This is a genomic window from Pantoea sp. Morm, assembly GCF_016643525.1.
GTDB classification, from domain to species: domain Bacteria; phylum Pseudomonadota; class Gammaproteobacteria; order Enterobacterales; family Enterobacteriaceae; genus Pantoea; species Pantoea dispersa.
In genome coordinates, this window is record NZ_VOQX01000002.1 from 85,576 (window position 1) to 112,150 (window position 26,575).

Annotated in this window: 24 protein-coding genes; 10 read left to right on the forward strand and 14 right to left on the reverse strand. The window is 57.4% G+C overall.

The annotated features are described in order from the left end of the window. Positions 1–3 precede the first annotated feature (3 nt). Entirely contained in the window at positions 4–1,671 is a 1,668-nt protein-coding gene (locus FT726_RS01215; RefSeq protein ID WP_346302325.1) for a methyl-accepting chemotaxis protein, read from the forward strand. 245 nt (positions 1,672–1,916) lie between these two features. Here FT726_RS01215 and gsiD read toward each other — a convergent pair whose 3' ends face one another. The 5 genes from gsiD to FT726_RS01240 form a co-directional block, all read right to left on the reverse strand. After that, positions 1,917–2,822, reverse strand: a complete 906-nt coding sequence (gene gsiD, locus FT726_RS01220; RefSeq protein WP_058757796.1) for a glutathione ABC transporter permease GsiD — start codon at positions 2,820–2,822, stop codon at positions 1,917–1,919. A gap of 10 nt (positions 2,823–2,832) precedes the next feature. Further along, the gene (gene gsiC / locus FT726_RS01225; RefSeq protein ID WP_021508400.1) at positions 2,833–3,753 is read right to left on the reverse strand and encodes a glutathione ABC transporter permease GsiC; all 921 of its coding nucleotides are present in this window, start codon (positions 3,751–3,753) and stop codon (positions 2,833–2,835) included. 49 nt (positions 3,754–3,802) lie between these two features. Continuing rightward, entirely contained in the window at positions 3,803–5,338 is a 1,536-nt protein-coding gene (gene gsiB / locus FT726_RS01230; RefSeq protein ID WP_058757797.1) for a glutathione ABC transporter substrate-binding protein GsiB, read from the reverse strand. Positions 5,339–5,402: 64 nt separating this feature from the next. Further along, complete coding sequence (gene gsiA / locus FT726_RS01235) at positions 5,403–7,259, reverse strand: glutathione ABC transporter ATP-binding protein GsiA (protein ID WP_275025570.1); 1,857 nt, start codon at positions 7,257–7,259, stop codon at positions 5,403–5,405. 9 nt (positions 7,260–7,268) lie between these two features. Continuing rightward, positions 7,269–8,228, reverse strand: a complete 960-nt coding sequence (locus tag FT726_RS01240) for an isoaspartyl peptidase/L-asparaginase family protein (protein WP_125308430.1) — start codon at positions 8,226–8,228, stop codon at positions 7,269–7,271. Between the two features lie 283 nt (positions 8,229–8,511). On the opposite strand from FT726_RS01240, the gene FT726_RS01245 reads away from it, so the two are divergent. From FT726_RS01245 to moeB, 5 genes are all read left to right on the forward strand, one after another. Continuing rightward, positions 8,512–9,015 (forward strand): RNase A-like domain-containing protein, encoded by a 504-nt coding sequence (locus FT726_RS01245; protein ID WP_288422737.1) that lies wholly within the window; start codon positions 8,512–8,514, stop codon positions 9,013–9,015. After that, positions 9,006–9,161, forward strand: coding sequence for an RNase A-like domain-containing protein (locus tag FT726_RS01250; RefSeq protein ID WP_288422738.1), 156 nt, complete (start codon positions 9,006–9,008; stop codon positions 9,159–9,161). Before FT726_RS01245 ends, FT726_RS01250 begins: the two co-directional genes overlap by 10 nt. After that, positions 9,161–9,466 (forward strand): contact-dependent growth inhibition system immunity protein, encoded by a 306-nt coding sequence (locus FT726_RS01255; RefSeq protein ID WP_288423001.1) that lies wholly within the window; start codon positions 9,161–9,163, stop codon positions 9,464–9,466. The genes FT726_RS01250 and FT726_RS01255 overlap by 1 nt, the downstream gene beginning before the upstream one ends. 169 nt (positions 9,467–9,635) lie before the next feature. Continuing rightward, positions 9,636–10,871, forward strand: a complete 1,236-nt coding sequence (gene moeA, locus FT726_RS01260) for a molybdopterin molybdotransferase MoeA (protein ID WP_288422739.1) — start codon at positions 9,636–9,638, stop codon at positions 10,869–10,871. Further along, the gene (gene moeB / locus FT726_RS01265; protein WP_346302326.1) at positions 10,871–11,632 is read left to right on the forward strand and encodes a molybdopterin-synthase adenylyltransferase MoeB; all 762 of its coding nucleotides are present in this window, start codon (positions 10,871–10,873) and stop codon (positions 11,630–11,632) included. The genes moeA and moeB overlap by 1 nt, the downstream gene beginning before the upstream one ends. 100 nt (positions 11,633–11,732) lie before the next feature. Here moeB and FT726_RS01270 read toward each other — a convergent pair whose 3' ends face one another. The 8 genes from FT726_RS01270 to mntR form a co-directional block, all read right to left on the reverse strand. After that, on the reverse strand, positions 11,733–13,325 hold the full coding sequence (locus tag FT726_RS01270) for an ABC-F family ATPase (protein ID WP_031279866.1): 1,593 nt from the start codon (positions 13,323–13,325) through the stop codon (positions 11,733–11,735). A 258-nt stretch (positions 13,326–13,583) separates the two neighbouring features. Further along, positions 13,584–13,985: an H-NS family nucleoid-associated regulatory protein gene (locus FT726_RS01275; protein WP_021508409.1), complete on the reverse strand. Its 402-nt coding sequence runs from the start codon at positions 13,983–13,985 to the stop codon at positions 13,584–13,586. A gap of 429 nt (positions 13,986–14,414) precedes the next feature. Further along, positions 14,415–15,893: a sugar porter family MFS transporter gene (locus tag FT726_RS01280; RefSeq protein ID WP_058769513.1), complete on the reverse strand. Its 1,479-nt coding sequence runs from the start codon at positions 15,891–15,893 to the stop codon at positions 14,415–14,417. Positions 15,894–16,136: 243 nt separating this feature from the next. Then, complete coding sequence (locus tag FT726_RS01285) at positions 16,137–17,666, reverse strand: efflux transporter outer membrane subunit (protein WP_021508411.1); 1,530 nt, start codon at positions 17,664–17,666, stop codon at positions 16,137–16,139. Position 17,667: 1 nt separating this feature from the next. Then, positions 17,668–19,236, reverse strand: coding sequence for a DHA2 family efflux MFS transporter permease subunit (locus FT726_RS01290; protein ID WP_058775341.1), 1,569 nt, complete (start codon positions 19,234–19,236; stop codon positions 17,668–17,670). Then, positions 19,233–20,360 (reverse strand): HlyD family secretion protein, encoded by a 1,128-nt coding sequence (locus tag FT726_RS01295; RefSeq protein ID WP_346302327.1) that lies wholly within the window; start codon positions 20,358–20,360, stop codon positions 19,233–19,235. The genes FT726_RS01290 and FT726_RS01295 overlap by 4 nt, the downstream gene beginning before the upstream one ends. A gap of 182 nt (positions 20,361–20,542) precedes the next feature. Further along, positions 20,543–21,652, reverse strand: coding sequence for an SLC13 family permease (locus tag FT726_RS01300; protein ID WP_058757804.1), 1,110 nt, complete (start codon positions 21,650–21,652; stop codon positions 20,543–20,545). 21 nt (positions 21,653–21,673) lie between these two features. After that, complete coding sequence (gene mntR, locus FT726_RS01305) at positions 21,674–22,132, reverse strand: manganese-binding transcriptional regulator MntR (protein ID WP_288422743.1); 459 nt, start codon at positions 22,130–22,132, stop codon at positions 21,674–21,676. A gap of 264 nt (positions 22,133–22,396) precedes the next feature. On the opposite strand from mntR, the gene FT726_RS01310 reads away from it, so the two are divergent. Then, positions 22,397–22,591 carry a hypothetical protein gene (locus tag FT726_RS01310; RefSeq protein WP_021508417.1) on the forward strand — a complete coding sequence of 65 codons (195 nt, stop codon included), beginning with the start codon at positions 22,397–22,399 and terminating at the stop codon, positions 22,589–22,591. 146 nt (positions 22,592–22,737) lie between these two features. Here the strand turns inward: FT726_RS01310 and ompX are convergent, their stop codons facing one another. Next, a complete protein-coding gene (gene ompX / locus FT726_RS01315; protein ID WP_031279869.1) occupies positions 22,738–23,250 on the reverse strand; it encodes an outer membrane protein OmpX in 513 nt (170 codons plus the stop codon). Between the two features lie 502 nt (positions 23,251–23,752). Between ompX and rhtA the strand changes: the two genes are divergently transcribed. From rhtA to glnH, 3 genes are all read left to right on the forward strand, one after another. After that, positions 23,753–24,661, forward strand: a complete 909-nt coding sequence (gene rhtA, locus FT726_RS01320; protein ID WP_031279870.1) for a threonine/homoserine exporter RhtA — start codon at positions 23,753–23,755, stop codon at positions 24,659–24,661. 294 nt (positions 24,662–24,955) lie between these two features. Next, a complete protein-coding gene (dps, locus tag FT726_RS01325; RefSeq protein ID WP_021508421.1) occupies positions 24,956–25,459 on the forward strand; it encodes a DNA starvation/stationary phase protection protein Dps in 504 nt (167 codons plus the stop codon). Positions 25,460–25,770: 311 nt separating this feature from the next. Then, positions 25,771–26,517 (forward strand): glutamine ABC transporter substrate-binding protein GlnH, encoded by a 747-nt coding sequence (gene glnH, locus FT726_RS01330; RefSeq protein WP_021508422.1) that lies wholly within the window; start codon positions 25,771–25,773, stop codon positions 26,515–26,517. Positions 26,518–26,575: the final 58 nt, after the last annotated feature.

Here is a 26,575-nt window from a genome sequence, read left to right on the forward strand (position 1 = left end):
CACATGTTCAACAAGATGAAAATTGTGACCGCCATTGTGGTTATTCTGGTGGTATTCACAGCCATGCAGGCCATATCCGGCTCGCTCTTTTTCTCCTCGCTGCGCGCGGGACAACATAATTTCACCGCCAGCAATCAGTTGTCTCATCAGCAGCGCGAGCTGGGCGACGGCTGGCAAACGCTGGTGAAAACCCGCGTCACCATCAACCGCGTGGCGATCCGTATTCTGAAAAATCAGACCGACGAGCAGTCGCTGGCGGCGATCAACAAGCTGCTACTGGCAGCCGGTGCCTCGCTGGAAGCGGCGCAGCAGCACTTCAATCAGTATAGAAGCTATCCGCGCATCGACGGCCAGAGTGCGTCGACCGCCGATCTGATCGACAATAAATTCAAAGCGTTTGCCGCGCTGCTGCAGCAGTCCGCCGTGTTTCTGAAAGCCAATAACTACGCGGCCTACGGCAACCTCGATGCGCAGCAGGCGCAGGATGAACTGGAACAGGCTTATCAGCAGTGGCGCGATGAAAACATGCAGCTGATTAATCAGCGCAGCCTGCAAAATGACAGCAACTATCAGCAGGTGCTGATCATGATTGCCGTCATCGCGCTGGTGGTGGTGCTGATGGTGGCGGCGGTATGGACGCTGGTACGCCGCGTGCTGCTGGCACCGATGCAGCAGGTGCAGCAGCAGATCGAGCGCTTTGCCGAAGGCGATTTGTCAGCCAGCCTGCAGGTGGCAGGCCGCAGTGAAATGGCGGCCATTGCCGCCAGCCTGAATCATATGCAGCAGGCGCTGCTTGGTACCATTAATAACGTGCGCGACAGCGCGGATGCCATTTTTGGCAGCGCCAGTGCCATCGCCAACGGTAATAACGATCTCTCGGCGCGCACCGAACAGCAGGCTGCCTCACTGGAAGAGACCGCCGCCAGCATGGAACAGCTGACCGCGACCGTGAAGCAGAATGCTGACAACGCGCGTCAGGCCACGAAGCTGGCGAAAACCGCGTCGGACACCGCCGATAAAGGCGGTAACGTGGTGGAAGGCGTGGTGAAAACCATGCGTGACATTGCGGACAGCTCGAAGAAAATCGCCGACATTACCAGCGTCATTGACGGTATCGCTTTCCAGACCAACATTCTGGCGCTTAACGCCGCGGTAGAAGCGGCGCGTGCCGGTGAGCAGGGGCGCGGCTTTGCGGTGGTAGCGGGCGAAGTGCGCAACCTGGCCCAGCGCAGCGCGCAGGCGGCGAAAGAGATCAAACTGCTGATTGAAAACTCCGTGCAGCGCGTGGATCTCGGTTCGCAGCAGGTCAGCAGCGCTGGCGATACCATGCAGGAGATTGTCAGCGCGGTGACGCGCGTCACCGACATTATGGGTGAGATTGCCTCGGCTTCCGATGAGCAAAGCCGCGGTATCGACCAGATTGGCCAGGCGGTAAATGAGATGGATCGCGTGACGCAGCAGAACGCCACGCTGGTGCAGGAATCGGCCAGCGCCTCGGCATCGCTGGAGCAGCAGGCCAGCCGATTGTCATCGGCGGTGGCGCGTTTCAACACCGGCGCACGCCCGGCCGCTGCGGTAACCGAGCGGGTGGTGAAACCGGTGCTGCCCGCCCCGACCCGCGCCCTGCCCGCGGCGGTGAGCCACGGTAACGACAACTGGGAAACGTTTTGATGCGCTGAGGCGTAAAAGGATACCGGTGCGCATGAATGCGCACCCTACAACAAGCAATGCCGCTGGACATTAATGTGCGAGCGGTAAAAAACGCGCAATGCCCTCATATCTCAATGTGCAGCCGACAATATGTTGCGCAATGACCTTGTAGGGTCGCCATTCATGGTGACCCAAATACTGCACTGACAAATATTTCCCCTGAATAGCGGCACCGTGGCTCCGGTTCATGCCTGCCAGCTCGAAAATCAGCTCTTCAGTTTCGGGTCCAGCGCATCGCGCAGGCCGTCGCCCAGCAGATTGAACGCCAGCACGGTGAGAAAAATCGCCAGGCTGGGGAAGATCGCCACGTGCGGTGCAATCACCATATCGGCGCGCGCTTCGTTGAGCATCGCGCCCCACTCCGGCGTCGGCGGCTGCGCGCCCAGGCCGAGAAAGGACAGGCTGGCAGCGGTGATGATCGAGGTGCCGATACGCATGGTGAAATAGACCACAATCGACGACACCGTACCGGGCAAAATGTGACGCATGATAATGGTCCAGTCGGAGGCACCAATACTGCGCGCCGACTCGATATAGGTCTGATGTTTCAGCACCAGCGTATTGCCACGCACCAGACGGGCAAATGCCGGAATACTGAAAATCGCCACCGCCACAATCACGTTGCTCATGCCGCTGCCCATTATCGCCACCACCGCGATCGCCAGCAGGATGCCGGGAAACGCAAACAACACGTCGCAGATGCGCATGGTGATACGATCCCACCAGCCTTCATAATAGCCCGCCAGCAGCCCCAGCACGGTGCCGATCACCGTGCCAATCGCCACCGAGAAGAAGCCGGCGATCAGCGAAATGCGCGTCCCGACCAGCACCCGGCTGAAGATATCGCGTCCAAGTGAATCGACGCCAAACAGATGCATCCACGACGGACCTTCGTTGAGCCGGTCGTAGTCAAAATAGTTTTCGGCATCAAACGGGGCGATCCACGGGGCGATAAACGCCACCACAATCAGCAGCAACACAAACGCGCCCGCCAGCAGCGCCACATGCTGACGGCGAAAGCGCCGCCAGAATTCACGCCACGGCGTGCGAACCCGGTTTTCCGTCATCAGCGGCAGGGATTTCAATGCCGCCTCGCGTCGCCAGTTCTTCAATTGCGACTCCTTACCTGTAGCGAATAGCCGGGTTGATCGCCGCGTAAAGCATATCGACGATCAGGTTAATCAGAATGAACTCCAGCGAGAACAGCAGCACCTCGGCCTGAATCACCGGGTAATCGCGCATCTCCACCGAATCCACCAGCAGACGACCCAGTCCGGGCCAGTTAAACACCACTTCCACCACAATCGAGCCGCCGAGCAGAAAGCCGAACTGCAGCCCCATCATGGTGACCACCGGAATCATGGCATTGCGCAGCCCGTGTTTGACCACCACCAGCGATTCGCGCACCCCTTTGGCACGCGCGGTGCGCATATAATCTTCCTGCATCACCTCAACGAACGAAGCGCGGGTAAAGCGCGCCATCACCGCGGCCACGGCGGCACCGAGCGTAATTGACGGCAGAATGTAGTGCTGCCAGCTGTCGGCGCCCACCGTTGGCAACCAGCCGAGCTCGACCGAAAAGACCTGCATCAGCAGCATGCCCAGCGCAAACGCCGGAAAGGAGATGCCGGAAACCGCCAGCGTCATGCCGATGCGGTCCGGCCAGCGATTGCGCCATACCGCCGAAACGATGCCGATCGCCATGCCAAACACCACCGCCCACACCATGCTGCTCAGCGTCAGCCACAGAGTAGGAAAAAAGCGCGCGGCAATTTCGGCAGAGACCGGCCGCTTTGACACCATCGACTGACCAAAATCACCCTGCAAAGCATTGAGGATAAAGTGCCAGAACTGCTGAATCAGCGGCTGATCGAGTCCCAGCTCCTGACGCACCAGCGCCACCACTGAGGCATCCGCTTCCGGTCCGGCAATCAGGCGCGCCGGGTCGCCCGGCAGCAGATGTACGAACAGGAACACCAGCACTGCGACAATCAGCAGCGTGGGAATCAGCCCGAGCAGGCGTTTAAGAAAATAGTTGAGCATGCGAAATCCCGCGCAGCATCGGCCAGCCCCGTAAGGCTGGCCGCGTCTGTTACTTCAGATCCGCCTCATCAAAATTGAATGAGGTATCGGGCATGACGTAAAAACCGGTCAGGTTTTTATTGTTCGCAGACAGCAGCTGCTCCACCACCAGCGGAATCCACGGGTGATCGTTCCAGATGCGGTCCTGCGCATCTTTATACAGTCTGGCTTTCTGGTCGCGATCGGTGGTCTTCAGCGCATCCGCCAGGTCTTTATCCACCTGCGGGTTGCTATAGAACGCGGTGTTGAAGATCGCCGGTGGCCACGAGCTGGTAGCGAACAGCGGCGTCAGCGCCCAGTCGGCTTCGCCGGTGGAGGCTGACCAGCCGGTGTAAAACATGCGCACCCCGCTCTCTTTCTGCCCTTTACTCTCTACTTCCGCCGCGCGCTGGCCGGCATCCATCGCCGTGACTTTTACCTTCACGCCTACCTGCGCCAGTTGCTGCTGGGTAAACTGCAGCACTTTCTGCGCGGTGCTGTGGTTATGCGATGACCACAGCGTGGTTTCGAAACCGTTCGGGTAGCCCGCTTCCTTCAGCAACTCGCGCGCTTTGGCCGGATCGTATTTGATGGCCGGATAGCTCTGGGCAAAATCAATGCGCGGCGGCACGATGCCGGTGGCTGGCGTGGCGTAACCGGCAAAGGCCACTTTCGCCAGCGCCTGGCGATTGATGGCGTACTCCAGCGCTTCGCGCACTTTCGGGTTATCGAACGGCTTTTGTGTCACGTTGAGGCTGATGTAACGCTGCATGATCGATGGTGTGGTCACCACATCCAGCTTGCTATTGCCCTGCAACAGTTTGGCCTGCTCTAACGGCACCGGGAAGGCAAAGCTGGCCTCACCGGTTTGCAGCATGGCCGCGCGGGTGTTGTTATCCACCACCGGACGCCAGGTAATGCTGTCGAGTTTTGGATAGCCCGGCTTCCAGTAGCCCGACCACTTTTTCACTTTGACAAAGTCGGTCTGGTTCCAGGTGTCAAAGGTATAAGGTCCGGTGCCTACCGGATGGAAACCGATGTCCTTGCCATATTTTTTCAGCGCGGTTGGCGAGATCATCACCGCAGCAGGGTGCGCCAGATTGTTGATAAACGCTGAGAACGGCTGCTTCAGGGTAATTTTCACCGTGGACGGATCGACCACTTCGGTGGTGGCGATATATTTAAACAGGTTATAGCGCTTGAGATGGTTGTCCGGATTGCTGGCGCGGTCGAGGTTGACCTTCACCGCTTCGGCATTGAAATCCGTGCCATCCTGGAATTTCACGCCCGGACGCAGTTTGATGGTGTAAGTCAGCCCATCGCTGCTGGCCTGATAGCTTTCGGCCAGTACGTTGACCAGCTTCATGTCTTTATCGAAGCCGAACAGGCCCTGATAGAAAGACTTGGCCACCGCCTGCGACAGCGTGTCGTTGGCGTCGTACGGATCCAGCGTGGTGAAGGTCGACGCCACGGCAATCACCGCATCTTTGGCCGCCCAGGCGGGCAGCGCCAGCGCCGAACTCAACAACCCGGCAGTGATAACCCCTTTTCGCATGATATGGTGCATCGTTATCGTTCTCCTGTAGTCCCTGTCTTGCGCGCCCTGCACAGAGGGCGCGGTTGGTTGCTGCTCAGGCGCCGCTAATGGCATGGCGGGCGACAAAATGGCCCGGCGCCACTTCCAGTAACGGTGCCACTTCCGGCTCATCACCCAGCGGGCGAATCGGGCTGGGGATCTCATCGACCATCAGCGCCCGCTCGCGGTGCCGATGCGCCGGATCGGCCACCGGCACCGCGGCCATCAGTTTTTTGGTATAAGGATGGCGCGGCTGTTCGAATACCGCCTGACGCGGTCCCATCTCCACAATCTGTCCGAGATACATCACCGCAACGCGATGGCTGATGCGCTCCACCACCGCCATGTCGTGCGAAATAAACAGGAAGGCGATGCCAAATTCACGCTGTAAATCCAGCATCAGATTGATGATCTGCGCCTGGATCGACACATCCAGCGCGGAGACGGATTCGTCGGCGATCACCACTTTAGGATTGAGTGCCAGCGCGCGTGCGATGCAGATACGCTGGCGCTGACCGCCAGAAAACTCGTGCGGGTAGCGCTGCGCGTGTTCGGGTAGCAGACCGACGCGTTCCAGCAGCCAGGCGACGCGTTTCTCTGCCTGCGTGCGCCCCATGCTGCGATGCACCAGCAGCGGCTCCATAATTGAAAAGCCGACGGTAAGGCGCGGATCGAGCGACGCATACGGATCCTGAAAGATAAACTGAATATCGCGGCGCAGCGTGGCCAGCGCCCTGCCCTGCAGTGCATCAATGCGCTGGCCGTCAAAGGTGATGCTGCCGCCCTGGCTGGCGACCAGCCGCAGCAGCGAGCGTCCGGTGGTGGATTTGCCGCAGCCGGACTCGCCCACCAGCGCGAGGGTTTCGCCTGCATAAAGATCGAAACTGACTTTTTCCACCGCGTGGACGCGGCGCTTCACCCGATTGAGCAGCCCGCCACGAATATCAAAGCGCGTCACCAGATCGCGCACCTGTAAAATCGGCGGACGATCGTGACGCACGGTATCCTGCGGCGTGCTGGCCTCTTCGCGGCCGTTGGTATGCAGCAGCGGAAACTTCGCCGGCAGCGGCTGGCCGCTCATCGCCCCGAGCTTTGGCACGGCCGCCAGCAGCGCGCGGGTATACGGCTGCTGCGGCGCGTCGAACAACTGCTGCACCGGCGCGCGCTCAACCACATCGCCGCGATACATCACCTGCACGCGATCGGCCATCTCCGCCACCACGCCCATATCATGGGTAATAAAGATGACGCCCATCTGCATCTCTTTTTGCAGCACACGAATCAGCTGCAGAATCTGCGCCTGGATGGTGACGTCCAGCGCGGTGGTCGGCTCATCGGCAATCAGCAGCGCCGGCTTGCACGACAGCGCCATGGCGATCATCACGCGCTGGCGCATACCGCCGGAGAGCTGATGCGGATAGCGCGACAGCACATTGTGCGCTTCCGGAATGCGCACCAGATCCAGCATGCGTCGCGCTTCGGCCTGCGCCTGCTGGTGACTTTTACCCTGATGCAAACGAATAGATTCGGCGATCTGTTCACCGACGGTGAACACCGGGTTGAGCGACGTCATCGGCTCCTGAAAGATCATCGCCATGTCCGCACCGCGCACCCGGCGCATCTGGCTGGCGGACGCCCGCATCACATCCAGCACCTCGCCGTTGCGCCGCCGCAGCAGAATTTCACCGCTGACCGCGCCGCCGGCCTGTGCAATCAGACGCATCAGCGCCAGCGACGTCACCGATTTACCCGAGCCCGATTCGCCCACCAGCGCCAGCGTTTCTCCGCGATGCAGATCGAGTGAAAGCTGCCGCACGGCGTCCGTCACGCGCCCTTCATGCTCAAAGCGCACGCAGAGATCGCGTACCGCCAGCACCTGCTGCGGCGCAAACTGCTGCTGTAGATCCGTCATGCCTGCTCCTTAGCTGTCGCGGTAAATCGCCACCTCAACCTCGCCGCCCACATAAGCGAATCCGCGGTACATGCCTTCGCTGTTAAACGGCAGCGCCACGTTGCCGTGGGCATCAACGGCAATCAGCCCGCCGCTACCCTCCAGCTCCTGCACTTTGTCATGAATCACGCTGGCGGTGGCCTGTTGTAGCGAACGACCGCCATATTCCATCTGCGCTGAGACATCGTAAGCCGCCAGCGTACGAATAAACACTTCGCCGGTACCGGTACAGGAGACCGCCACGGTGGCGTTGTTGGCATAGCAGCCGGCGCCCGCCAGCGGTGAATCGCCGACGCGGCCCGCCTGCTTGTTGGTCATGCCGCCGGTGGAGGTGGCAGCCGCCAGATTACCCTGCAAATCGAGCGCCACCGCGCCCACGGTACCAAATTTGCGATCCGGGTCCAGCGGATCGCTCCCCTGCACCGCGCCATCATGATCCAGCAGCATTTGTTCGCTGCCCAGCGCGCGCTGCAGTTGCTCCCAGCGTTCTGGCGTCGAGAAGAAATCAGGCTCGACCGGCGTCAGCCCCTGTTGCGCGGCAAAGGCTTCCGCCCCACTGCCAATGAAGAGCACGTGCGGACTGGCTTCCAGCACTTTACGCGCGGCAAGAATCGGATTGCGGATCCGGCTGACGCCAGCGACGGCGCCGATATCCAGCGTACGGCCATCCATCAGGCTGGCATCCAGTTCATGGGTGCCCTGATGGGTGAACACGGCCCCTCTGCCGGCATTGAACAGCGGACACTCTTCCAGCAGCCGCACCGCTTCGGTCACGGCATCCAGCGCGCTACCGCCGCTGGCCAGAATCTGCTGGCCGGCGCTGACAATCGCGGCCAGTTGCTGACGATAGTGCTGCTCTTTTTCGGCGCTCATTGCCGCACGCGTAATCGCGCCGGCGCCGCCGTGAATTGCGATAACTGCTTTAGCCATAACCGTTACCCTGTCAAGGAATCAGAGCCAAAAACACTGATTTAGAATGGTTTTCATCTTTTTTTGGCAATTTTCGACTATAGGAAGCCCCTCCCTGCTTGTAAAGCAGAAAGTGTATCAGCGGTCATAACCTTTTAATGTGGATTATGCTTTTTTGTGAATTAAGGGAGAGAACGCACCAGCTTTAATATTATGGCTGGCGCGCTTACGTCTGGCACCGGCAAGGCAGTGAATAACCTATTTCCCCTTACTTTCTGTGTGTCTTCAGTGCCGGTTAAAAATCGTGCTGACCAAAGCTGGCTGCGTCTTTGTCGGCACTCACAGTCTCGACACGCTTCAGGCCAGCCTGCGCCAGGTATGGACTGGCAAACAGGTCGCTACCGACACGTTTAATTCGGCCGTGGCACTCGCAGAATCGCTCGGCGCTGACCGTCAGACCGCCATGAATGTCGGCCTGACGGTAGATATCGCCATTCCAATGGCATTTGCCTTTGCAGCCGGAGCAGAGCGCGTCATCGCGGTGCGTGCCGGGCGGGTCAAAATCGCCGAGCATGAGTCGCTTTCAGGGCGAACACCCGGTGGGCACACGATTGAGCGACATATCGGCAAAACGCCGGATGAGCTGCGGGAGAGGCTTCGTAATCGGCCTCGTCTCGATGAAGCCAGTAGCTTTAAGTCTCTGAGCGAGGCGGAAGCACTGATCAGTAAGGTGCTGGCAGATAACAAGCATCAAATTCAGATGTGGGTGAAAATATCCCTCCAGGCTTGCAAGCCCGCATGCGCCTGAGTCGGCGTTTTTCACATCCGGTTGGTATAGTCGTGAGTAAAGGGCGTGAAGAGGTTGAGACCTGCTACGCCGTTCGCGTCATACTGGATTTTAAGCCCTACAACGGCAAACCTTACTTTATCATTACCGCTTTCCCGGAGTTATGATGGACCGTATCAGTATCAATGAACTGGATAATTTTATTGGCATCTGGTTTGGGCAGGATTATGACCTGTTTGAACCGGGTGATGAGATCGAGCCCAAAATCGAGGCGTATATCAGAGAAGCGCATAAAGGAAACCTGCACGCCATGCTGGCAGACATCGAGCTGTTTCTGGCAGAGTGCGATGACGTCGAATCTGATTTCCGCGACCGCTATAAAAGAGAGTTTGTTCCGGCCAACTGGGATACCACTGCGGGCGCGTTTCTGTCACTGGTGCATAAGAAAGTATCTGCCGCACTCACATCATAACGTCAGCACGGTTGTTAACATGACTCTCACTTTCAGTCTGAACAAAGCATGTTCGCCGGCGGATTCGTCACCGCGCACTAATTTCCATTCCCTTTAATCTCGCATGTGACTCAGCCGACAACAGCCACCATAATAGGCAGCATTCGCCTTTAACCCGACAGAGATGGACATGGAACCTTTTACCGCCGGACTGATTTCCCTTGAAGACGCGCAGCAGAAAATGCTGCAGCAGCTGCAACCGATTAGCGATTGCCTGAGCGTCGCGCTGGCCGATGCCGCCGGGCGCATTACCGCGAAGCCGGTGATTTCGCCGCTGGACGTGCCGCCGTTCGATAACTCTGCGATGGACGGCTACGCGCTGCGCCTGAGCGACCTGTCCGCTGACCGCGTGCTGCCGGTAGCGGGCAAAGCGTTTGCCGGCGCCCCGTTTAATGGCGAGTGGCCAGTCGGCAGCGTGATTCGCATTATGACCGGCGCACCCGTCCCCGCCGGCTGCGACGCCGTGGTAATGCAGGAGCAAACCGAATCGCGTGACGGCGGCATTGTTATCACCGCGCCAGTGCGTGCCGGGCAAAATATTCGCCGCATCGGGGAGGATATTCAGGCCGGTAAGCAGGTACTGGATGCCGGCGTGCGGCTCGGTGCCGCGGAGCTGCCGCTGCTGGCGTCGCTGGGTATTGTGGAGGTCAGCGTGCTGCGTAAGCTGCGCGTGGCCATTTTCTCCACCGGTGACGAACTGCAGGCGGTCGGCCAGCCGCTGGCCGAGGGCCAGATTTATGACACCAACCGCTTCACCGTGGCGCTGATGCTGCGCAAACTTGGCTGCGAGGTGATCGACCTCGGCGTGATCGCTGACGATCCTGCGAAGCTGCGCCAGGCCTTCAGCGAAGCCGATCGCCAGGCCGATGTGGTGATCAGCACCGGCGGCGTGTCAGTGGGCGAGGCGGATTTCACCAAAGCGATGCTCGAAGAGCTGGGCGCGATTACCTTCTGGAAACTGGCGATCAAACCCGGCAAGCCGTTTGCCTTTGGCCGTCTGGCCAACAGCTGGTTCTGCGGGTTGCCTGGCAATCCGGTGTCGGCGGCCGTGACCTTCTATCAGCTGGTGCAGCCGCTGCTGGCCACGCTGACCGGCCAGACCACGCGCATCATGCCGCTGCGCCAGCGCGCGCGCGCAACGCAGCGTCTGAAGAAAGCGCCGGGCCGACTCGATTTTCAGCGCGGCATCCTCAGTCGCGGCGATGATGGCGTACTGGAAGTGCGCAGCACCGGTGCGCAGGGCTCGCACGTGTTCAGTTCCTTTGCGCTGGCCGACTGCTTTATTGTGCTGGAGCGCGATCGCGGTGACGTTGAGCCAGGCGAATGGGTTGATGTCGAGGCCTTCAACAGCCTGCTGGAGGGCTAATGCACACAGAGCTGAGCGATGAAGAGATGCTGCGCTACAACCGGCAGATTGTGCTGCGCGGCTTCGATTTCGACGGCCAGGAACGGCTAAAAGCCTCACGGGTGCTTATCGTTGGCCTGGGCGGACTGGGCTGTGCTGCCGCGCCCTATCTTGCCGCCGCCGGCGTCGGCCATCTGACGCTGCTGGATTTCGATCGCGTCAGCCTGAGTAATCTGCAGCGCCAGATTCTGCACAGCGATGCGCGCATCGGCATGGCTAAAGTCGCCTCGGCCCGTCAGCAGCTGGCGGCGCTCAATCCGCACTGCACGCTGGAGGCGATCGATGCGCAGCTGGATGAAGCCGCGCTCGGCGAACTGATTGCGCGTCACGATGCGGTGCTGGACTGCAGCGACAATGTCACCACGCGCGAACAGGTGAACCGCGGATGTTTTCAGCATCGGGTGCCGCTGATCTCCGGCGCCGCCATTCGTATGGAAGGCCAGCTCAGCGTATTTACCTGGCAGCCCGGCGAGCCCTGCTATCGCTGCATCAGCCGCCTGTTCGGCGAGCAGACGCTGAGCTGTGTCGAAGCCGGCGTGATGGCTCCGCTGGTCGGCGTGGTGGGTGCGATGCAGGCGATGGAAACGCTGAAGGTGCTGAGCGCCTTTGGCCAGCCGGCCAGCACGCGACTGCTGATGTACGATGCGATGAGCGCCGAGTTTCGCAGCCTGAAAGTGGCGCAGGATGCGCAATGTGAAGTGTGTGGCAAGCGTGAGGAATAACGCCGGGGCGTGACATAAGCGTCAGGTATTGCTGAGCGGCGCAAATTATCAGGCGATAAATTGCGCCGCTGATGATGGCGGCTGCTAAACGGCTACGCCATTAGACGATGCCCTGGCTGCGCAGGTAATCTTCGTAGTTGCCGGTGAAGTCAACGATGCGATCGCCTTTCATCTCGATCACGCGCGTCGCCAGCGAGCTGACGAACTCACGGTCGTGCGAGACGAAAATCAGCGTGCCTTCGTACATCTCCAGCGCCATGTTCAGTGACTCGATCGACTCCATATCCAGGTGGTTGGTCGGTTCGTCCATCACCAGGATGTTTGGCTTCTGCATCATCAGCTTGCCAAACAGCATGCGGCCCTTCTCACCACCGGACAGCACTTTCGCTGGCTTCTTAATGTCGTCGTGGCTGAACAGCAGACGACCCAGAATACTGCGCACCGCCTGCTCGTCGTCACCTTCCTGCTTCCACTGACTCATCCAGTCGAACACGCTCAGGTCGTCAGCAAAATCTTCGGCGTGATCCTGCGCGTAATAACCAATGCGCGCATTCTCCGACCATTTCACCGTGCCGCTATCCGGCTGCAGTTCACCGACCAGCGTTTTCAGCAGCGTGGATTTACCAATACCGTTGGCGCCGAGGATGGCCAGTTTCTCACCCACTTCCAGCAGCAGGTTAAGATTTTTAAACAGCGGACCGTTATCAAATCCTTTGGTCAGCGCTTCCACTTCCAGCGCATTACGGAACAGCTTTTTATCCTGCTCGAAACGAATATACGGGTTCTGACGGCTGGAGGCTTTTACCTCATCCAGTTTGATTTTATCAATCTGCTTCGCGCGCGAAGTGGCCTGACGCGATTTTGAGGCGTTGGCGCTAAAGCGGCTAACGAAGGATTGCAGATCGGCAATTTGCGCTTTCTTCTTGGCGTTATCCGCTAATAAACGCTCGCGCGCCTGGGTCGCCGCCGTCATATATTCGTCATAATTGCCGGGATAAACGCGCAGCTCACCGTAATCCAGATCCGCCATATGCGTACACACCATATTCAGGAAGTGACGGTCATGCGAAATGATGATCATGGTACTGTCACGTTCGTTCAGCACCTGCTCCAGCCAGCGAATGGTGTCAATATCCAGGTTGTTGGTCGGTTCGTCGAGTAACAAAATATCCGGGTTAGCAAATAATGCCTGCGCCAGCAGCACACGCAATTTCCAGCCTGGGGCAATTTCACTCATCGGACCGTAATGCTGCTCCACCGGAATGCCCACGCCGAGTAATAATTCTCCGGCGCGTGATTCGGCACTGTAACCGTCCATTTCACCGTAGGCGACCTCAAGGTCGGCGACTTTATAGCCTTCCTCTTCGCTCATTTCCGGCAATGCATATATGCGATCGCGCTCCTGCTTCACCGCCCACAATTCCTGGTGACCCATAATCACGGTATCCAGCACGCTATATTGCTCGAAAGCAAACTGATCCTGGCGAAGCTTACCGATGCGCTCATTGGGGTCGAGGGAAACATTTCCGTTAGTCGGAACCAGGTCGCCGCCCAGTATTTTCATGAAGGTCGATTTACCGCTGCCGTTCGCACCGATTAAACCGTAACGATTACCGCCGCCAAATTTAACGGAGATATTCTCAAACAGTGGCTTACTGCCGAACTGCATAGTGATATTGCTGGAAACTAACACGGCATTGACCTTTGTTACGCAGTGGAGGAAAAAACAGCGGGCATTATGCCAGAAGCGGCCTGGATGAGCCACCTCTGCACCCGGATACGCAGAGGCAAGGCGGAGAACACCTTGTTGCCAGAGGTAAAATAATTGCGACCGTGCCGGACAGGTTATCCACGGCGCGGGAAGTGAACCGCCGCCCGTGCCCGGAGCGAGGCCAATAAAAAAGCCGGAGACGCTGACGCCTCCGGCTCCCGCTTACAAGGATTGTGCAGATTATTTGATCAGGAAGCTGTCGAGGCTTTTACCTGCATCCAGCGCTTTTTTAATCGCAGCTGGGGTACGGCCCTGACCGGTCCATGATTTCTCTTCACCGTTTTCGTCGGTGTAAGAATATTTCGCCGGACGCGGCGCACGCTTGGCGCGTTTTTTACCGGTTTCCAGTGCACCCAGTAATTCGTTCGGGTCGATACCGTCTGCCAGCAGCATTTCACGATATTTAGACAGCTTCTCTTCTTTTTCGCGGTTCTGCGCTTCTTCCGCTTCAACTTCGTCGCGGCGCTCAGTCACCACGACGGTTAATTTTTCCAGAATTTCTTCCAGATCGCTCAGTGGCAGTTCACGAGCCTGTGCACGTAATGTGCGAATGTTGTTCAGAACTTTAAATGCGTCACTCATCACAATGTCCTTGCTTAAGGGGGTTAAATAAACTGTAGTGGCAAGATTACCCAATTCAAATAAAAAAATAAATTAATTTTGCAGACCGGATTAATCCGAATGGATTAGCATATTCCTGGCAGGCGCGTTTAAACCCAATGTGCGGCGTGAATTAACGGTGAATTAACATCAGCGGTTCAGTACCACCGGCTGGAACTGGAATCGATTTCATTGCTTATTCACGCGTAGGAAACAAGCGTTTAGCGCTTATTGTGCGCTGAGGCAGAAGTCAGCATAAAGGTAAAAAAACATTAATAGTGTAAGTAAAATCCGTTTTTAACGCGGATGGCATTAGCGTCACAGATGCGAGCAATATCTCATTTTGCCATTAAATAAATAAAAAAAGGCCGGTTGTTCACCGGCCATCATGCAAAAATCGTATGTCTGTGGTTATCCGCTTTTCTTCACTGCCGGTCGCAATACCTGGGGTGCCGGCGCATCAGACAGCCGGTCGTGCAAATAATGTTCAATCTGCTCCAGCGAACGATGGCGTGTTTCCGGTACCCAGCGAATAACAAAAATCGCGCCGCCTATGCCAATCAGCGCGAAAATAAAGAACGCGCCGGATAAGCCAACCGACGCCAGCAGCACCGGGAACAGCAGAGAAATAAGAAAATTAGCGATCCACAACGCAAATACCGCGCCGCCCATAAAAATACCGCGTAACCGTGTGGGAAAAATTTCTGACAGCAGCAGCCAGGTAACCGGCGATAACGCGCCCTGCTGGAAACTCAGAAACATCAGCATACCCAGCAGCACCATATAACTGCGCAAGATATCCGGCTGACCGTTAACTGTTTCCGGCATCAGGTAACTGACGGTGCCAATAAACACCAGACAGGCGGTACAACCAAACTGACCTATCATCGTCATGGTGCGGCGACCGATGCGCCCCAGCAGCCAGATCCCCACAAAGGTCATTAATACCGAGACCGCGCCATTGGCAATGGTGGCAAACAGCGCAGCGTCATTGCTCATCCCCACCGCTTTCAGCATGGTCGGCGCGTAGTACATGATGGTATTCACGCCGGTCAGTTGCTGGATGGCGGCAATACCGATACCGATCAGGAACAGTTTGATCAGCCATGGCTGGCGCAGTTCCCGCAGACGCGGACGCTGCTGTTGCTCGTCCGACAGCGTCTCTTCGATCTCCATCATCTCCCACTCAACATCTTCGCGCGCGCGGGTGCGTTCCAGAACCTTGCGCGCCTCAGCGAGACGGCCTTTCATGGCATACCAGCGCGGCGTGTCCGGCATAAACATCATCCCGAACCACAGCAGCACCGCCGGCAGCGTGGCGACCGCCAGCATCCAGCGCCAGGTCGTGTCGCCCCCCCAGGCCGCGTTGAAGCCGGCGTTCGACATATAGGCCAGCATCTGGCCGGAAACGATCATCAGCTCCTGCATGGTCACCAGCTGACCCCGTTTGTTGGCCGGTGCCATTTCGGCGATATACACCGGTACGGTGGCGGACGCACCGCCCACGGCCACGCCAAGGACCAGGCGGAAGAAAATCATCCAGCTGACATCAGGTGCCAGTGCGGTACCCAGCGCGCCGAGTGCAAAAATAATCGCCAGTACCAGAATAATTTTTCTCCGCCCGACCGCGGCGGCAAAGTGACCGGAAGCCAGTGCGCCAAACGCCGCGCCGAACAGCAGACTGCTGGTCACCAGCCCGGTGGTAAATGGGGTGAGATGCAGATCGTCGCCCATGAATAACAGTGCGCCGGAGATCACGCCGGTATCGTAGCCAAACAGCAAACCACCGAGGGTGGCAATCAGCGCAATGACTTTCACAAAAGGCTCGGTGCGCGTGCTACTGTTTGGCCCTGATGCCGGATTGGGCGTCATCCAGGTTTCGCGGGACATAACCAACTCCTTTCCTGAGATAAGAAGCCTTAAAATAGATTATTTCCACCACAATGAATAAATATGAAATTTAAATTTTGCGCCACGGGTCATTATCTTTGCCTTTAATTGAGATAATGATCACACAACCTGATTCAGGGCGCAGAGAAGTCAGTGCAAATTTTGCACAACAAACAGAAGGGAGAATATTTATTTCAAGGAAGGCGCTGACCGCACGCCGTGAATGCGGTCAGCGATGGCAGATTAATTGACTGCGGTGGCCGGACCAAAGACGTCATAGTCCGGCAGCGTCACCTGCTGATACGGCTCCCAGCCGCCGCCCAGCGCTTTATACAGCGCTACCAGGTCCAGTGCGCTTTGCATGCGCGCCTGGGTGGATTGCGCCTGCGACTGCGCCAGCTGGCGCTGGGCATCCAGCACCTCAAGGAAGGTGGAGATGCCCTGTTTGTAACTGTCACTGGCGAGGTCAAAGGCGCGCTGCAGTGCGCCGGTAGTCTCATCCAGCGCGGTAACCTGTTGCTGATCGGCGCGGTAGCTGACCAGCGCATTTTCCACATCCTGCAGCGCCGTCAGTACCGTCTGGCGATAATCGAGCGCCGCGCTCGCCTGCTGCGCGCGCGCCAGTTTCACGCTGGAAACCAGACGTCCGCCCTGAAAAATCGGGATCGACAGCGCCGGGCCGACGCTGAAGAAGTGGCTGCTCCAGTCGTCAAGGTAGCTGGCATCGGTGTTGCGCACCCCCAGCTGCCCGGTGAGCGACAGGCTGGGGAACAGGTTCGCGACCGATACGCCGATATTGGCGGTCTGTGCATGCAGATTCGCTTCAGCCTGGCGGATATCCGGACGACGACGCGCCAGCGTCGATGGAATGCCCACCGCCACCAGCTTCGGCAACGCCGGCAGCGCTTTGCTGCTCATCAGTTCGTTATCCAGTGCGCCCGGCGTTTTGCCCAGCAGCACTGCCAGGCCGTTCATCGCCTGACGCTCCTGGGCCTGATACTGCGGCAGCTGCGCGTTAAGGGAGGCCAGCTGCGCACGGGCATTCTCAACATCGGTGAGCGGCGCCAGACCGTTACGCTGCTGGCTCTGCGTCAGCTCCCAGGTTTGCTGCGCCACGTTGATTTGCTGTTGCAGCGTTGCCAGCACCGCCTGCGCGCCGCGCAGCTGCAGATACGCGCGCGCGACCTCGGCTTCCAGCGACACCAGCGCATCGTTACGCTGCTCAATCGCCGCCTGCTGCTGCGCGTCCGCCATCTCCATCTGGCGTCGTACTTTGCCCCATAAATCCAGTTCCCAGCTGGCGTCAAAGCTGCCCTGATACAGCGTGACCGAATGGGTCAGACCGTTGAGCTGATCTGCCACGTCATCATCCACCTGATCGTACACCCCGTTGGATTTCAGCATGCCTTTCAGGCCGAGCTGCTGACGCGTCACTTTGGCGGAGCCGTTAAGCGACGGGAACAGCCCGCCACGTGCCTGCGCCAGCTGTTCGCGCGCACCGGCGATGCGCAGCACCGACTGTTGCAGCGTCAGGTTGCCGGCGATGGCGCGCTCAATCAGGCTATCGAGCTGAGGGTCGTTAAAGCTTTTCCACCACGAAGGATTGGTCGCGGACGCCAGCGGTTTTGAGGCTTCCTGAGAGGGCAAATCACGGTAGCTACCGGGCGTGTGCGCCTGCGGCGGCTGATAATCGGGCCCGACGGCACAACCCGCCAGCAGCATGGACAGCGCCAGCAGCGTCAGCGACGGCGTAACGCGCGAAGAGGTGATCATGTTAATGTGCTCCTGCACTGCCTTCGCTCTTGATCGGCGAAAGCAACCAACAAAAAGGAATCAATAGCACGGCGACAATGCTCAGGCCCATGAACACGTCGATGTAAGCCAGAATACGCGCCTGGGCAATCATCTCCTGATAGAGCTGACCGCTGGCCAGCGTCAGCGGATCGCCCACCGCACTGGTAAAGTCACGAATCGCCTGCGCCCAGTGCTGCAGCGTGAGGTTGAACTGCTCATTGAGCGGCGACATGTTGTGCACCATGTGGGCCGATCGCACCTGTTCACGTTCGGTGATGCCGGCAGTGGCCAGCGAGATGCCGATCGAACCGGCCACGTTACGAAACATGGTGAACAGCGCGGAGGCATCCGCATTCAGGCGCTGCGGCACGGTGATAAAGGCAATGGTGGTGAGCGGCACAAACAGGAAGCCGAGGCCAATCGACTGCGCGCTGCGCATCAGCACCAGCGTGGTGAAATCCACGTTGGGCGTCAGGGTGCTGGAATAGAAGAAGGCCAGCGCCAGACAGGTAAAGCCAAAGGCGATGATGTAGCGTGTCTGCACAATCGGCATCAGCTTCAGCACCAGCGGGATGGTGAGCACGATCAGGACCGCGCCGGGCGACAGCACCAGCCCGGACCAGGTGGCGGTATAACCGAGATCCTGCTGTGCCAGCTGCGGTAACACCACCGAGCTGCCATAAAGAATCATCGCCATGCCCGCCATCAGCAGACCGGCCACCCAGAAGTTACGATCCTTCATCACCGTGATATCCACCACCGGCTTGCGTGCATACAGCAGCCAGTAAACCGCACCGACGATGCCGACGGCCGCCAGCATGGCAAACAGGCGAATGAAGTGTGAAGCGAACCAGTCTTCGTCTTCACCGCGATCGAGAAACACCTGCAAACAGCCGAGACCCAGGGTAATCAGGCTGATGCCGATATAGTCGATTTTCAGCCGGCCCTTCTCCCACTTGCGCTCCCACGGCGGATCTTCCAGTAGCTGATAGATCGCCAGCACCGTGAGGATCCCCACCGGAATATTAATAAAGAACACCCAGCGCCAGCTGTAGTTGTCGGTGATCCAGCCACCGAGCGTCGGGCCAATGACCGGCGCGACGATAATGGCAATCGATGACAGGCCAAAAGCCTTGCCGCGATCTTCCGGCTTGAAGTAATCCAGCAGCACCGACTGCTGCACCGGTTGCAGCCCGCCGCCGAAGAAGCCCTGCAGTACGCGGAACAGAATGATTTGCCACAGCTCGGTGGCAATGCCGCACAGGAAGGAGCAGATGGTAAACATCACGATGCAGATCAGGAAGAACTGCTTGCGCCCAAACAGGCGGCTGAAAAAGGCCGAGATCGGCAGCACAATGCCATTGGCGACCAGATAGGAGGTCAGTACCCAGGTGGATTCATCGTAGCTGGATGACAGCGACCCGGCGATGTGCGGCAGCGCGACGTTAACGATGGTGGTGTCCAGAATCTCCATGAACACCGCTAGCGTTACCGTGATGGCAACCAGCCAGGGATTGCTGGCCGGACGCCAGCTTTCGCTCGCACTCATTCCACCGTCACCTTCGGTTCAACCGACAGGCCAAGCGGCAGCGGGTGATTCGGGTCGAGTCCTTTATCAATCACAATTTTCACCGGTACGCGTTGCACGATCTTCACGTAGTTACCGGTGGCGTTTTCGGCCGGGAAGGTAGAGAAGCGCGAGCCGGAGCCCATCTGCACGCTGTCGACGTGCCCTTCCAGCTTCATGTCCGGCCAGGCATCAACGCCAATCTCCACTTTATCGCCCGAATTCATGCGCGCCAGCTGCGACTCTTTGAAGTTGGCGGTGATCCAGATATCCGGCGATACCAGCGAAAACAGCGCGCTGCCGGCCTGCACCAGCGTACCGGGCTGCACGTTGCGTTTGGTAACGAAACCGTCATACGGCGCCCGCACTTCGGTGTAAGAGAGGTTAAGCTCGGCAGTGTTGAGCTGAGCCCGGGCTTGTTCGACCTGCTGCTGCCGCGCTTCGACATTGGTTTCCTGCTGGCGAATCTGCAACTGCACCTGCGAGGCCACTTCGACCTGCGCTTTGGCGCTCTGCAGCTGCGCTTCAGCCGAGCGTAACTGCGCAGCGGCGGTATCAATGTTGCGCTGCGAGGTTGCGCGCGGGTCAACACCGCGCTGACGACGGTAATCCGCCTGCGCATTGAGTAAATTGGCCTGCGCCCGCGCCTGGTCGGCCAGCGCCTGATCGCGCTGCGCCGGATATTGCACCCGCGCCAGCGCCAGCTGCGCCTGAGCCTGATGCAGCTGCGCCTGCGCCAGACCGAGCTGTGCTTTGGCCTGATCGCGCTGTGCGGCGTTGTCACGCGGATCGATCAGCACCAGCAGATCGCCCTTCTTCACCCGCTGGTTATCTTTTACCAGCAGCTGCACCACGTAGCCCGACGCTTTGGGCGCGATGGTCACGGCATCGCCTTCGGTGAACGCATCGTCGGTGGTTTCAATGTTGCGCGTGCTAAACCAGAACCAGAATCCCACCAGCAGCATAATCACCACCACAATCGCCAGAATGATCAGCGGCTTTTTGCCGGGGCGTTTACGGGGTGATTGCTCGTTATCCTGACTGGAATCTGACGTGTTGTTGTCTTTTTGCTCATCGGCGGATGGCGGATTGTGGTTTTCACTCATAATTTGTCATCACTGGCTGGTAATCCCGATCCCCGGGCGAAACGGTCAACTTAACCTTAGATGGGAAATTGACAAATGCCAGTGTAACTTTACATAAGCTAACATCCGACGCATTTTCTGCCACATCACTTAACGCGCTGATAAATCAGCGCGTCTTGCAAAGGCGGACAGGTGGGTCAGGGTTAACGCAGCAGCTGTAACAACAGCCAGCCGCACAGCATCGACCAGGCAAGCATCGGCAGGGAAAACAGATGGAAACGCCACCACACTTTGGCGTCCTGTGCCATGCGCAGCGCAATCAGGTTGGCCAGCGATCCCGGCAGCAGGCCAAAGCCGCCGATATTCACCGCCCAGGCCAGCACTTCGGAAGGCGGGACTTTTTGTAACAGCAGAATAGTGGCCGGCACGTTGCTGATCACCTGTGACAGGCCAATCGCCAGCAGATAGATACCGCCCTCGCCCAGCTGACCGATGGCGGCAAAATGCGGCTGCAGAACTGGCAGGTGCATCAGTAAAAAGACATCAATGAACATCGCCACGAATACCAGCAGCAGGCTCCAGTCGATGGTCGCCAGCACCTGACGCGCCATCAGCAGAAAACAGCCCGCCACCAGCAGCAGCGCCCAGCCGGTGAGTTTCAGCTCCAGCGCGACGATAAACACCACGTACAGCAGCACGCTGACGATAAACAGCGGTTTCTGCCACTGCTGATTGCCTGGCGCATCATGCTTCTCAATGCTGCGCGCCGGGAAGCTAAACCACGTCAGCACCACCAGCGTCAGCATCAGCATCGCCGCCAGCGGTGCCATCTGACCGATGAAACCGGCCACGCTGAGCGTGCCGTGGCTCCACAGCAGGATATTTTGCGGGTTGCCGACCGGCGTCAGCAACGAGCCGGCGTTGACCGCCAGCGCTTCAAAGATGATCAGCCGGGAGATAGGCAGGCGCGAGAACTTGCGCAGCGTCAGCGTGAGCGGCACCAGGATAAACAGCGCTACATCATTGGTCAGGAAGGTCGAGAGCAGCGCCGCCGCGCACACCATAAACAGCGCCAGCGTGCGTTCGTGCTGGAAGCCCTGCGCCAGCCGCGCACCGAGCACATCAAAATAGCCGCTGTTTTCCAGCCCTTTTGTCAGCATCAGCAAACCGGTGAGCGTCATGATGGTGTGCCAGTCAACGGCGGCGGGCAGCTGCGGCCAGCGGTAATCCGCCAGCGGCAACAGAATCACGCCCAACAGCAACAGTAAATGCAAAACGCGGTCACGCATTAAGGAACGAAGCACGATGGGCATGATGGCAGAAGGCCTTGTAGGTTAGCGATTCTCGTAAAATTTCTGGAACACGGCGAGGGTTTCATCACTGACGTGATGCTCGAGCCCTTCGGAATCCCGGCGGGCGGTTTCCGGACTGACGCCCAGCGCCAGCAGAAAGGTTTCAACGATGTGATGGCGCACGCGGCTGGCTTCAGCCAGCTTCTCGCCTTCCGGGGTGAGGAACACGCCGCGATACGGCACCTGCTCAACCAGACCGGTGGTACTGAGACGCTTCAGCATTTTGGCCACGGTCGGCTGCGAAACGCCCAGGCGTGCCGCCATGTCAACCTGGCGCGCCTCGCCAAATTCACGAATTAAATCAGAGATTAACTCAACGTAATCATCAATCAGCTCACGGCGATGCGCTTCGCGTACCTGGCGAAATCCTTCGACATGCTCCTCAATATCTTTCAGCGGCCCCTGGGGCATGTGGGTGACGCTTTTCGCACGACGACTCATTCAGCTTCCTCTTTATTATCTGCCGCACTTTACCTGCGGTGCGGGCTGGCTGCGCTCATTGTAAACCAGGCACAAATAAGCACAAATTTTTCCTGAATAGTGTTGGCTAAAGAGTATAGCCAGTGCTATCTTTGTACATGTTGTAAGCGAATAGCCTACAAAGGAGGCAACGATGAACGAACCCTGGCTGTTGCTGCTCCTTTTCCTGCTGTTTATTGCAGGGCTGTGCTTACTGTTGAGTTACCCGTTTTCCAGGAGGTAAAGATGAGCACGATGAAAAGCTGCCTCGACTGCGGCAAATGCTTCCAGACCGTACAAAGCAAACCGGCTTTCGAGCTGAAGTCGCTGTTGTGTCTGTTTAGCCGCTCGCCTTTTGCCCTGCGCCTGATGCTGCTTGAGAAACTGACCGGCAAAAAAATCGCCGCGCAGCCCTGCCCGAATCTGATCTGGCGCGGCTGAGTTTCCTCAGGGCTTCACAGTCTGACCCGCTGCCTGCAGCGGGTTTTATTTTGCCTGCGAAAAACGCCCTTCACGGCAGCGTTTTCAGGCATAAAAAAACGGCCCGTAAAGGGCCGTTTCTGTGCAACTCTGGTCTAAGCAAAAACTTAGAAGCTGTAACCTACGCCAGCAATCCAGGTGCCCACGTCGACGTTACGGATGCGGCTCTGCTCGTAGCCCACGTCCAGAGCAACGTTCTGGATTGGGTTGAACTGCATACCTGCGCCGTAAGAGAAGCCTACGTCGCTGCTGTCGGTTTTAGACTGACCGGCAGTCTGGTTCTGCTGGTATTTGCCGTAGCCGATACCTACTACGCCGTAGATGCTGGCCCAGTCGTTCAGACGGTAAGCCGGACCACCGGTGATGCCGTAGTACTGACCTTTGTTGTACACGCCATCTTCAGTGCGATCTTTTTCGGTGTAGGTGAAAGAACCGATCCAACCCAGTGGGTTAGAACCGTCTTCGTAGCGGTATTTCAGGTTGAAGCCGTTAGCTTTGTTAGCAACGCCCTGATAGTCGCTCTGCGCGTAGCCGGCAGAAACGGTGCTCTGTGCCATGGCGGAACCAGCGGAAACTGCCAGTACACAAGCCAGTGCTGAAAGACATGCAATTTTTTTCATAACCACCTCAAATGTGAATATACTTCTCTCCTGACAACGCTAAAAATATAACAAAACTTAGCAAGAAACTCTGCCCGCATTTTGTTGTCTAACAGATTGTTTGGTGTAACAGAAAGTTAATGAACTTTCCTATGTCATTCATTTTTCTTATAAAAAGCATCATCTTTCTGCAATAATCCTGCGCACAGAAAATTATCGGTTTAAGTAAATTCCTAAACTAACCTGACATTTCTTTACGGAAATGGCCCTGAAAACGGTGATTTTTCAGCCAGTCGCTGGTGCATTTTTTCCGCCGTCGCGCTTTATTCGCTGAAATTTCGCCCAAAAAGAGGTGTGAATGAGGCGTCACTGACGCCAGATGATGCGAGGCGGCCGCGCCCGATAAAAAAGCGGCGACAGAAACCCCGCATCATTGCCTCAGCCGCCTCCTTATTTCCCGCCGATTGCTTTACACTGGCTGCCCGTTGCCTGGTTATTCATCATCACAGGAATTGATCACAGGATGTCTGCACCTCTTTCCCACCCCAAACTAGCGCCGGTAGTGCTGCCGGTTGCCGTATTACTGATCGCCATGCTGTCGCTGCAGGGCGGCGCATCGCTGGCGAAATCGCTGTTTCCCACCGTCGGTGCGCCTGGCATTACCGCGCTGCGTCTGGGACTGGGCACGCTCATCCTGTGCGCGATTTTCAAACCCTGGCGCCTGCGCTTCAGTGCAAAGCAGCGCAAACCGCTGCTGATGTATGGACTGGCGCTGGGCTGCATGAATTACCTGTTCTATCTCTCGATCCGCACCGTGCCGCTGGGCGTAGCGGTGGGGCTGGAGTTTCTTGGCCCGCTGACGCTGGCGCTGGCCGGCGCACGCCGTCCGCTGGATTTTCTCTGGGTGCTGCTGGCGGTCACCGGCCTGTGGTTCCTGCTGCCGATTGGCCATGGCCTGAGCCATATTGATCCCACCGGCGCGCTGCTGGCCGTGGGTGCCGGCGCCTGCTGGGCGGTGTATATTCTGGCGGGCCAGCGGGCAGGCGCCGAACACGGCCCGGCCACGGTGGCAATGGGCTCGCTGATCGCCTCAGTGATTTTTGTGCCGCTCGGTCTGACCTTTGCCGCGCCCGGTATCTGGCAGTGGGAAATTCTGCCGCTGGCGTTGCTCATCGCCCTGCTCTCCAGCGCCATTCCTTACTCGCTGGAAATGATGGCGCTGACGCGTCTGCCGGCGCGCATTTTCGGCACGCTGATGAGTCTGGAACCGGCGATGGCGGCGCTCTCCGGCATGTTGTTCCTCGGCGAGCTGCTGACGCTGCAGCAATGGCTGGCGCTGCTGGCGATTATCGCGGCGTCTGCCGGCTCGACGCTCACCATGAAACAGAAAGCGGCACATATAAATGAAGTGGATATCAACACGCCGCAATAAGCCGTACCGGTCAGCCGGTTATTTAACCGGCTGTATATAGACACATTCTCATTATCATTTCTTAAATAGCCGCACGGTAAGCAGTTATTATTTTGCAACATGATAGAAAAATAATTAACATATGAAATAAGGTATTGATTTTTATGCATTTTAATAAAACCGTTATTTTCACGACGTAACATTAAGCTTTAGCTATTCCTGTCATTGATTTAATCAATCCTGCAGAGTGAAAAACTGCTGCTATACTTATTCCCGTGCTTGATTAGGACAACCATCAATAAGAGGACATTAATGATGAGTACCGCAAAACTGGTTAAAACAAAATCTTCCGATCTGATTTATACCCGCAATGACGTGGCTGATAGCGAGAAGAAAGCTACCATCGAGGTGCTCAACCGTCTGGTCGTGGAATTTATTGACCTGTCGCTGATCACCAAGCAGGCGCACTGGAACATGCGTGGCGCGAACTTCATTGGCGTACATGAAATGCTGGATGGCTTCCGTACCGCGATTACCGATCACCAGGACACCATTGCAGAACGTGTGGTACAGCTGGGCGGCGTTGCGCTGGGCACCACGCAGGTGGTTAACGACAAGTCTCCGCTGAAAAGCTATCCGCTGAATATTCACAGCGTACAGGATCACCTGAAAGCGCTGGCCGATCGTTACGCCGTCGTCGCTAACGACACGCGTAAAGCCATCAGTGAAGTGAAAGACGAAGATACGGCTGATATCTTTACCGCCGCATCGCGTGACCTTGATAAGTTCCTGTGGTTCATCGAATCCAACATCGAGTAATGCTCAATCAGGCGGGTTATCCCGCCTTTTTTATGCCTGCTACCCGCCCGGCTTTTTTGACGCCGTTAACAATTCCTTAATCCTTTCTTTCCCTTATTATCACTCTGATGCACACTGTGCCTGCACCACCACAGCACAATGCACCATTTTGGTGATTCATTCTGGTGCAAACTTTTCCCGGCGTGCAGAATCGTGTCAGCCTGCCCCGGCAATCTGTTGATTTCCGCGTTTGAGAAAAGTTGGCATAATTTTTTCATATGATGAGCCGTACATCAGGCCACCAGGCCTGACGGGTAATAAGGAAAAAAATGATGAAGTCGTTGATTAAAGTCTCCGTGGCCGCGCTGGCGCTGGCCTTCTCGCTTTCCTCCACTGCAGCAGACAAAAAACTGGTGGTCGCTACCGACACCGCCTTCGTTCCGTTTGAATTCAAACAGGGCGACAAGTACGTCGGCTTCGATATCGACCTGTGGGACGCTATCGCTAAACAGCTGAAGCTGGATTACACCCTGAAGCCGATGGATTTCAGCGGCATCATTCCGGCGCTGCAAACCAAAAACGTTGACCTGGCGCTGGCCGGCATCACCATTACCGAAGAACGTAAAAAAGCCATCGAATTCTCTGATGGCTACTACAAAAGCGGCCTGCTGGTAATGGTGCGTAACAACGAAAATGACATCAAAGGCATCGACGATCTGAACGGTAAAGTGGTCGCAGTGAAAAGCGGCACCGGTTCGGTGGATTACGCCAAAGCGCATATCAAAACTAAAGACCTGCGCCAGTTCCCGAACATCGATAACGCGTACATGGAGTTAGGCACTAACCGTGCTGACGCCGTACTGCACGACACGCCAAACATCCTGTACTTCATCCACACCGCTGGCAAAGGCCGTTTCAAAGCCGTCGGTGACTCCATCGAAGCGCAGCAGTATGGCATCGCTTTCCCGAAAGGCAGCGACGACCTGCGTGAGAAAGTGAATGGCGCGCTGAAAACCCTGCACGACAACGGTACCTACAACACTATCTATAAAAAATGGTTCGGCAGCGAACCTAAATAATTCAGGCCTGAGGCCTTTTTATCAGCAGGGAGCTTTGTTCTCCCTGCTTTTTACATTT

Bases quoted from the DNA above. Each gene is read 5' to 3' on its own strand.
- FT726_RS01215 (WP_346302325.1), top strand. From the start codon at position 4: ATGTTCAACAAGATGAAAATTGTGACCGCCATTGTGGTTATTCTGGTG.
- gsiC (WP_021508400.1), bottom strand. From the start codon at position 3,753: ATGCTCAACTATTTTCTTAAACGCCTGCTCGGGCTGATTCCCACGCTG.
- gsiB (WP_058757797.1), bottom strand. From the start codon at position 5,338: ATGCACCATATCATGCGAAAAGGGGTTATCACTGCCGGGTTGTTGAGT.
- gsiA (WP_275025570.1), bottom strand. From the start codon at position 7,259: ATGACGGATCTACAGCAGCAGTTTGCGCCGCAGCAGGTGCTGGCGGTA.
- FT726_RS01240 (WP_125308430.1), bottom strand. From the start codon at position 8,228: ATGGCTAAAGCAGTTATCGCAATTCACGGCGGCGCCGGCGCGATTACG.
- FT726_RS01250 (WP_288422738.1), top strand. From the start codon at position 9,006: ATGCGCCTGAGTCGGCGTTTTTCACATCCGGTTGGTATAGTCGTGAGT.
- FT726_RS01255 (WP_288423001.1), top strand. From the start codon at position 9,161: ATGGACCGTATCAGTATCAATGAACTGGATAATTTTATTGGCATCTGG.
- moeA (WP_288422739.1), top strand. From the start codon at position 9,636: ATGGAACCTTTTACCGCCGGACTGATTTCCCTTGAAGACGCGCAGCAG.
- moeB (WP_346302326.1), top strand. From the start codon at position 10,871: ATGCACACAGAGCTGAGCGATGAAGAGATGCTGCGCTACAACCGGCAG.
- FT726_RS01275 (WP_021508409.1), bottom strand. From the start codon at position 13,985: ATGAGTGACGCATTTAAAGTTCTGAACAACATTCGCACATTACGTGCA.
- FT726_RS01280 (WP_058769513.1), bottom strand. From the start codon at position 15,893: ATGTCCCGCGAAACCTGGATGACGCCCAATCCGGCATCAGGGCCAAAC.
- FT726_RS01285 (WP_021508411.1), bottom strand. From the start codon at position 17,666: ATGATCACCTCTTCGCGCGTTACGCCGTCGCTGACGCTGCTGGCGCTG.
- FT726_RS01290 (WP_058775341.1), bottom strand. From the start codon at position 19,236: ATGAGTGCGAGCGAAAGCTGGCGTCCGGCCAGCAATCCCTGGCTGGTT.
- FT726_RS01295 (WP_346302327.1), bottom strand. From the start codon at position 20,360: ATGAGTGAAAACCACAATCCGCCATCCGCCGATGAGCAAAAAGACAAC.
- FT726_RS01300 (WP_058757804.1), bottom strand. From the start codon at position 21,652: ATGCCCATCGTGCTTCGTTCCTTAATGCGTGACCGCGTTTTGCATTTA.
- mntR (WP_288422743.1), bottom strand. From the start codon at position 22,132: ATGAGTCGTCGTGCGAAAAGCGTCACCCACATGCCCCAGGGGCCGCTG.
- FT726_RS01310 (WP_021508417.1), top strand. From the start codon at position 22,397: ATGAGCACGATGAAAAGCTGCCTCGACTGCGGCAAATGCTTCCAGACC.
- ompX (WP_031279869.1), bottom strand. From the start codon at position 23,250: ATGAAAAAAATTGCATGTCTTTCAGCACTGGCTTGTGTACTGGCAGTT.
- rhtA (WP_031279870.1), top strand. From the start codon at position 23,753: ATGTCTGCACCTCTTTCCCACCCCAAACTAGCGCCGGTAGTGCTGCCG.
- dps (WP_021508421.1), top strand. From the start codon at position 24,956: ATGAGTACCGCAAAACTGGTTAAAACAAAATCTTCCGATCTGATTTAT.
- glnH (WP_021508422.1), top strand. From the start codon at position 25,771: ATGAAGTCGTTGATTAAAGTCTCCGTGGCCGCGCTGGCGCTGGCCTTC.